We start from the raw sequence: 8,269 nt of genomic DNA on the forward strand, positions 1-8,269 counted from the left end.
GGCCTCCAATCCAGCCAGCATCTTGAATCACAAACATCCGGCTTTGGGAATCCTACGATTCTCTCAAAATAGGAATCGCTCTAGTATCGCTTCGCACCGGCTCCGAGGCCGTTTCGAAACTCGCTCCTGCGAGTCATATGATGGTGTTTTCGAGAACCGGAGCGGAGCGTACATTTGAGTACGCGAGCACCGGAAGCGCAGAAAACGCCTTCAGATGGCCGCAGGAGTAGAGTTTCCAAACGGGCTCAGCGCGGGAGGACGCTCGACCCCACCAACGCCTCGTCGATCGAGCGTGCCGCCTGGCGGCCCTCGCGGATCGCCCAGACGACCAGCGACTGGCCACGACGCACGTCGCCGGCCGCATAGAGCCTGTCCACGCTGGTCCTGTAGTCGCGGTCATTGGCCTCGACATTCCTGGAACGGCGGCTGTCGGTGGCGATCTTCATCTGCCCGTCCAATTCCCTCGCCACACCGGCCGCGGCCGGCCCGGCAAAGCCGATGGCGATGAAAGCGAGATCGGCACGAATGACGAATTCGGTACCGGCGATCGGCTTGCGCTTGTCATCGACCTCGCAGCACTTGACGCCGGTCAGTTGGCCTTCCTCGCCGATGAATTCGAGCGTCGCCACCTGGAATTCGCGCTCCGCGCCTTCGGCCTGCGAGGACGAGGTGCGCATCTTGGTCGCCCAGTAGGGCCAGACCGAAAGTTTGTCTTCCTTCTCCGGCGGCTGCGGGCGGATGTCGAGCTGGGTGACACGCACGGCGCCCTGGCGGAAGGCCGTGCCGACACAGTCGGACGCTGTATCGCCGCCGCCGACGACGACCACATGCTGGCCGCCGGCGATGATCGGATGCGACGGCCACGCCACCGACTGAATCGGTTCGCCGCCGACTCGCCTGTTCTGCTGCACCAGATAGGGCATCGCGTCATGCACGCCGCCGAGATCGTCGCCGGGAATGCCGGCCGCGCGCGGCGTTTCCGAGCCGCCGCAATAGAGCACGGCATCATGTTCGGCGAGCAGCTCGGCAACCGACTTGTCGACGCCGACATTGACGCCGCAATGGAATGTCACGCCCTCACCCTGCATCTGCTCGATGCGCCGGTCGATGTAGTGCTTCTCGATCTTGAAGTCGGGAATGCCGTAGCGCATCAGCCCGCCGGGCCGGCTCTCGCGCTCATACACGTGGACGTCATGGCCGGCGCGGCCAAGCTGCTGGGCAGCCGCCATACCGGCCGGACCGGAACCGATGACGGCGACGCGCTTGCCGGTCTTCTTCTCCGGCGGATAAGGCCTGATATGGCCGGTTTCATAGGCCTTGTCGGCGATCGCCTGCTCGACCGTCTTGATGGCGACGGGAATGTCCTCGAGGTTCAGCGTGCAGGCTTCCTCGCAGGGCGCGGGGCAGATGCGGCCGGTGAACTCCGGGAAATTGTTGGTCGAATGCAGGTTGCGGATCGCGTTGTCCCAGTCGCCATTGTAGACGAGGTCGTTCCAGTCTGGGATCTGGTTGTGGATGGGGCAGCCGGTCGGCCCGTGGCAGAACGGAATGCCACAATCCATGCAGCGCGCGGCCTGTTTCTCGACCTCCTTGTCCGACATCGGCAGCGTGAATTCGCGGAAATGCCGGATGCGATCGGAGGCCGGCTGGTACTTGTGCACCTGCCGGTCGATTTCGAGAAAGCCTGTTACCTTGCCCATAGTCCAGTTCCTGCTGTCCAGATGGTACGGTTTTCGCCGCACCCGTTAACCCCTTGAGGCAGCCATGGCAACCTTTCGCACGAGGTCAAACTATCGATGAAGATGGGCCGGGAAGCCTGGGCTCCCCGGCAATTGCAAGCCTATTCCGCCGCGACGCCCATGCGCATGCGTTCCATCTCGATCAGGGCACGGCGATATTCGACCGGCATGATCTTGCGGAACTTCGGCCGGAAAGTCGTCCAGTCGTCGAGGATCTCGCGGCCACGCACCGACCCGGTGTAATGCACATGGTTGGAAATCAGCTGGTAAAGCCGCTCCTCGTCATGGCTGGTCATGTCGCCGGACACGTCGACGCGGCCCTTGTGGTCGAGGTCGCCGCCATGGTGCAGCAGCCTCTCCATCAAATCGTCTTCTTCGGGAACCGGCTCCAGCTCGACCATCGCCATGTTGCAGCGCTCGGCGAAGTCGCCTGCCTCATCGAGCACATAGGCGACGCCGCCCGACATGCCGGCGGCGAAGTTGCGGCCGGTCTTGCCTATGACGACGACGATGCCGCCGGTCATGTACTCGCAGCCATGGTCGCCAACGCCTTCGACGACGGCGGCGACGCCCGAATTGCGCACGGCGAAACGCTCGCCTGCGACGCCGGCGAAGTAGGCCTCGCCCTCGGTTGCGCCATAGAGCACCGTATTGCCGACGATGATGGACTCAGCCGCGACGATCTTGGCCCCTTCCGGCGGCCGGATGACGATGCGGCCGCCCGACAGGCCCTTGCCGACATAGTCGTTGCCGGCGCCGACAAGCTCGAATGAGATGCCGCGCGCCAGGAAGGCGCCGAAGGACTGGCCGGCGGTGCCGGTCAGCTTCACCTGGATCGTATCCTCGCGCAGGCCTTTGTGCTTGAAGCGCTTGGCCACTTCACCCGACAGCATGGCGCCCGTGGAGCGGTCGACATTGCGGATGTCGACCTCGATCTTGACCGGCTGCTTGCTTTCGAGCGCCGGCTTTGCCAGCTCGATCAGCTTGCGGTCGAGCACGTCGTCGATCGGGTGCTTCTGCCGCTCGGTCCAATGCACGGCCTCATGCGGCGCATCCGGCTTGAAGAACATCTTCGAGAAATCGAGCCCGCGTGCCTTCCAGTGCACGATCAGGTCGCGCTTTTCCAGAAGATCGGTGTCGCCGATGATCTGGTCGAGATGGGTGTAGCCCATCTCGGCGAGCAGCTCCCTGACCTCTTCCGCGACGTAGAAGAAGAAGTTGATGACATGCTCGGGCGTGCCCTTGAAGCGCTTGCGCAGCACCGGATCCTGAGTCGCGACGCCGACCGGGCAGGTGTTGAGATGGCACTTGCGCATCATGATGCAGCCGGCCGCGATCAACGGCGCGGTCGAGAAGCCGAATTCATCGGCGCCGAGCAGCGCGCCGATGATCACGTCGCGTCCCGTGCGCAACCCGCCATCGACCTGCAGCGCAACGCGCGACCGCAGACCGTTCAGCACCAGCGTCTGGTGCGTCTCGGCAAGGCCCATTTCCCATGGGCTGCCGGCATGCTTGAGCGAGGTCAGCGGCGAGGCGCCCGTGCCGCCATCATAGCCCGAAATGGTGATGTGGTCGGCGCGTGCCTTGGCAACGCCCGCCGCAACCGTGCCGACGCCGACTTCCGACACCAGCTTGACCGACACGTCGGCCGCCGGATTGACGTTCTTCAGATCGTAGATCAGCTGTGCCAGATCCTCGATCGAATAAATGTCGTGATGCGGCGGCGGCGAGATCAGGCCGACGCCCGGCGTCGAATGCCGGACCTTGGCGATGGTCGCGTCGACCTTGTGGCCGGGCAACTGGCCGCCCTCGCCGGGCTTGGCGCCCTGCGCCACCTTGATCTGCATCATGTCGGAATTGACGAGGTATTCGGCCGTGACGCCAAACCGTCCCGAGGCGATCTGCTTGATCGCCGAGCGTTCGGGATTCTTGCCGCCGCCAGGCAACGGCAGATAGCGGTCGGCCTCCTCGCCGCCCTCGCCGGTGTTCGACTTGCCGCCGATCTGGTTCATGGCGCGCGCCAGCGTGGTGTGCGCCTCGCGCGAGATCGAGCCGAACGACATCGCCCCGGTCGAGAACCGCTTGACGATGTCGGCCGCTGACATGACGTCGTCGAGCGCCGCCGTCTTGCGGCCGGTCTCTCCGGCCAGCTTGATCTTGAACAGGCCGCGAATGGTCTGGGCGCGGGCCGTCTCGCTGTCGATCTGGGCGGAATAGTCCTTGAACGTTTCCCACGATCCCTGGCGCACAGCGTGCTGCAAGGTGGCGACAGCGTCGGGCGACCAGATATGGGCCTCGCCGCGCATGCGGTACATGTACTCGCCGCCGACCTCGAGGCTGTTGCGCAGCACGGGGTCGTTGCCGAAACCGTCATTGTGGCGGCTTAGCGTCTCGGCCGCGATCTCGTCCAGCCCGACGCCTTCGATCAGCGTCGCGGTGCCGGTGAAATATTGCTGCACGAAATCGGTCTTCAGGCCGATGGCGTCGAAAATCTGCGCGCCGCAATAGGACTGGTAGGTCGAGATGCCCATCTTGGACATCACCTTGAGGATGCCCTTGCCGATCGACTTGATGTAGCGCGTGACGACTTCGTAGGCGTCCACCTCCTTCGGCAGTTCGCCGCGCTTGTGCATGTCGAGCAGCGTGTCGAAGGCGAGGTAAGGGTTGATCGCCTCGGCGCCATAGCCGGCAAGGCAGCAGAAATGATGCACTTCGCGCGGCTCGCCGGATTCGACGACGAGGCCGACCGAGGTGCGCAGCCCCTTGCGGATGAGGTGATGATGGACCGCAGCCGTAGCCAGCAGCGCCGGTATGGCGATGCGGTCCGGCCCGACCTGGCGGTCGGACAGGATGATGATGTTGTAGCCGCCGGCGACCGCCGCCTCCGCCCGCTCGCACAAGCGGTCGATGGCGCCCTGCATGCCCGCGGCCCCTTCGGCCGAGCCATAGGTGATGTCGATCGTCTTGGTGTCGAAGCGGTCCTCGGTGTGGCCAATGGAGCGGATCTTTTCGAGATCGCCATTGGTCAGGATCGGCTGGCGCACCTCGAGCCGCTTGCGGCGCGAATTGCCGACCAGGTCGAAGATGTTGGGCCGTGGCCCGATGAAGGACACCAGGCTCATCACCAGCTCCTCGCGGATCGGGTCGATCGGCGGGTTGGTGACCTGGGCGAAGTTCTGCTTGAAATAGGTGTAGAGTAGCTTCGACTTGTCCGACATCGCCGAGATCGGCGTGTCGGTGCCCATCGAGCCCACCGCCTCCTGGCCTGTTGTCGCCATCGGCGACATCAAAAGCTTGGTGTCTTCCTGGCTGTAGCCGAACGCCTGCTGGCGATCGAGCAGGCTGACATCCTTGCGCAGCGCGCGCGGCTCGACCGGCTTCAAATCTTCGAGGATGAGCTGTGTGTTGGCGAGCCAGGTCTTGTAGGGATGCTTGGTCGCGATCTCCGACTTGAGCTCCTCGTCGGAGACGATACGCCCCTTCTCCAGGTCGATCAGCAGCATCCGGCCTGGCTGCAGCCGCCACTTCTTGACGATCTTCTCCTCGGGCACCGGCAGCACGCCGGCTTCCGAGGCCATGATGACGCGGTCGTCGTCGGTGACGATGTAGCGTGCCGGGCGCAGGCCATTGCGGTCGAGCGTTGCGCCGATCTGGCGTCCATCGGTGAAAACCACCGCCGCCGGCCCGTCCCACGGCTCCATCAGTGCCGCATGGTATTCGTAGAAGGCCTTGCGATCGGCATCCATGAGCTTGTTGCCGGCCCAGGCTTCCGGGATCAGCATCATCATGGCATGGCTGAGCCTGTACCCGCCCTGGAACAGGAACTCGAGCGCATTGTCGAAGCAGGCGGTGTCGGACTGCCCGTCATAGGAGATCGGCCACAGCTTCGAGATGTTGTTGCCGAACAGTTCGGAATCGACCGACGCCTGGCGCGCGGCCATCCAGTTGTTGTTGCCGCGCACGGTGTTGATCTCGCCATTGTGGGCGACCATGCGGTAGGGATGCGCCAGCTTCCAAGACGGGAAGGTGTTGGTCGAGAAGCGCTGGTGGACGAGGATCAGCGCGGTCTCGAAGCGCGGATCGATCAGGTCCTTGTAATAGGCGCCGACCTGATAAGCCAGGAACATGCCCTTGTAGACGATGGTGCGCGCCGACAGCGACACGCAATATGCGCCGATGTCCTTGTTGTCGTTCTCGGCATAGATGCGGCCCGATATCACCTTGCGCAACAGATAGAGCCTGGCCTCGTATTCCTCGTCATCGGTAATGTCTGGCGTGCGGCCGATGAATATCTGCCGATGGAACGGCTCGGATGCCACGATGTCAGGCGCCTTCGACAGCGACGAATTGTCGACGGGCACGTCACGGAAACCGATGAGCGGAAGCCCCTCGGATTGCGCCGATTCGGCAATGATGTCCTCGATATGGGCGCGAAGGGCCACGTCTTGCGGCATGAACCAGTGTCCAACGCCGTACTGGCCGGCCGGCGGCAGGTCGATGCCCTGGGCCGCCATCTCCTCACGGAAGAATTGGTCCGGAAGCTGCACCAGCACGCCGGCGCCATCGCCGACCAGCGGATCGGCGCCAACGGCGCCGCGATGCGTCAGGTTTTCGAGCACAGCCAGCCCGTCCTTGACGATCTGGTGCGACTTCACCCCCTTCATATTGACGATGAAGCCGACGCCGCAGGCGTCATGCTCGTTGCGAGGATCGTAAAGGCCCTGGGCGGAAAGGCCGTTGGCGGTTCGGCCAATATCGGTCCGGGACATGGTTTTGACGGTTGCCGCTTTCGTCTGCGCGGCCTGGCCGTTCGTCGCAGAGTGCGTCATGTCCGTCATCTCCTGTCCTCCATTCCCAGCCATTCAGGCGCTGGTTTGCCTCGGCAAGCGCTTGGCTCACCCTGATCCTTGTGGCACGTCTTGCGAAATCCTTGCCGAACCAGGCGGCTTTCCGCATGGATCGCATCTGGTAATCGTACAGGCCAGAGTCTGGCTGTCCACCTGTCGCTCGCGGCAACAGCCGGAGAGGCCCAAATGATACGCCAATCCAGCTCGTTTTGTGCGACAAAATAAGACAGCACTACTGTCCTAAATTTTTATTGCAGAAATCTGGGACGCACACAAGACCGATTCACAAAAAACTTGGGCTTTCCGCGACAGAAAATGTCGTGAAGTTGAGGAAAAACGTAAGCTTCAGTCTTCGACCCGGGCTTTGTCGGTTGGCTGGCTTTACCATTTTTCCGGCGCCTGGCCCCTTGCGGTCCGCTCGCGAAACCGGTCAACTTCAGGCTGATTTCCCCAAAGCCCCGATCTCCCAAGACATAGGCAGATGCATGTTCTTCGCTTCCGACAATTGGGCAGGCGCCCATCCCAATATTGCCGCCGGCCTGTCGGCCAATGCCGGCGGCTTTTCCACCGCCTATGGCGACGGTGCGCTCGACCGGGCAGTCTACCAGCGCTTCAGCGAGATTTTCGAACGAGAGGTCGCGGTGTTCTTCGTCGCCACCGGCACGGCCGCCAATTCGCTGGCGCTCACCGCTTACAACAAGCCGGGCGGCATTTCCTTTGCTCATCGCGAATCGCATGTCATCGAGGACGAATGCGGCGCGCCGGTGTATTTTTCCGGCGGCTCTCGCCTGCATGAGATCGATGGCGCGCTGGGCAAGATCGATCCGCACAATCTGGAAAGGACCATCGGCCGTTTCGCACCGGAAATCGTCCATTGGGGACGACCGATGGCCGTTTCGATCACCCAGTCGACCGAGGTCGGCACCATCTACGGCCTGGATGAGATCGAGACGATCTCCGCGATCGCCAAACAATATTCGGTGCCCCTGCACATGGATGGCGCCCGCTTTGCCAATGCGTTGGTCGCACTCGAGACGACACCGGCCGAAATGACCTGGAGACGCGGCGTCGACATCCTCTCCTTCGGCGGCACCAAGAACGGCTGCTGGTGCGCCGAGGCGGTCGTGCTGTTCGATCTTGATCGTGCCAGGGAATTGGCCTTCCTGCGCAAGCGCGCCGCCCAGCTGTTTTCGAAATCGCGCTTCGTGGCGGCGCAGTTCGAGGCCTATTTCAAGGATGGACTGTGGCTGGACACCGCCCGCCACGCCAACGCTATGGCCGCACGCCTTGCCGCCGCGATCGAGGATTCGGCCACGGCCAAGCTGGCATGGCTGCCGCAGGCGAACGAGGTTTTCGCGGTGATCAAGAAAGCCGAGGCCGAGGGGCTGCAGGCCGCGGGGGCCGCCTTCTACGACTGGCACAAGCCGCATGGCTTTGACGGCCACATCGGCGAGGACGAGTTGCTCTACCGCTTCGTCACCAGCTTTGCGACGACAGCCGATGAAGTCGACCGTTTTGGCCAGCTGATCGCCTGATAACGGATATCCCCGACAACAAAAAAGCGGCGCCGTTGGGCGGCCCTGGCGGCTCGGGGGGGGACATGTTGAGTTGTGAGCGGTGGTTGGCTGGCTAGGCGTTGGCGTTGGCGAAGACCGCGGAATTGGGTAGATGGGGGGGGTGAGC

At 63.2% G+C, this 8,269-nt stretch carries 3 protein-coding genes; 1 reads left to right on the forward strand and 2 read right to left on the reverse strand.

Translation table 11 applies throughout. The features are described from left to right. Positions 1-245 precede the first annotated feature (245 nt). A complete protein-coding gene (locus NKI69_RS33120) occupies positions 246-1,700 on the reverse strand; it encodes a glutamate synthase subunit beta (protein WP_352632041.1) in 1,455 nt (484 codons plus the stop codon). A gap of 140 nt (positions 1,701-1,840) precedes the next feature. Further along, complete coding sequence (gene gltB, locus NKI69_RS33125) at positions 1,841-6,577, reverse strand: glutamate synthase large subunit (RefSeq protein WP_352723417.1); 4,737 nt, start codon at positions 6,575-6,577, stop codon at positions 1,841-1,843. A 494-nt stretch (positions 6,578-7,071) separates the two neighbouring features. On the opposite strand from gltB, the gene NKI69_RS33130 reads away from it, so the two are divergent. Continuing rightward, entirely contained in the window at positions 7,072-8,121 is a 1,050-nt protein-coding gene (locus NKI69_RS33130) for a threonine aldolase family protein (RefSeq protein WP_023810075.1), read from the forward strand. The last annotated feature ends 148 nt before the right edge of the window (positions 8,122-8,269 follow it).

Origin of the sequence: Mesorhizobium sp. M0491, from assembly GCF_040321265.1 — a bacterium.
Lineage (GTDB): Bacteria > Pseudomonadota > Alphaproteobacteria > Rhizobiales > Rhizobiaceae > Mesorhizobium.

Bases quoted from the DNA above. Each gene is read 5' to 3' on its own strand.
- NKI69_RS33120 (WP_352632041.1), bottom strand. From the start codon at position 1,700: ATGGGCAAGGTAACAGGCTTTCTCGAAATCGACCGGCAGGTGCACAAG.
- gltB (WP_352723417.1), bottom strand. From the start codon at position 6,577: ATGACGGACATGACGCACTCTGCGACGAACGGCCAGGCCGCGCAGACG.
- NKI69_RS33130 (WP_023810075.1), top strand. From the start codon at position 7,072: ATGTTCTTCGCTTCCGACAATTGGGCAGGCGCCCATCCCAATATTGCC.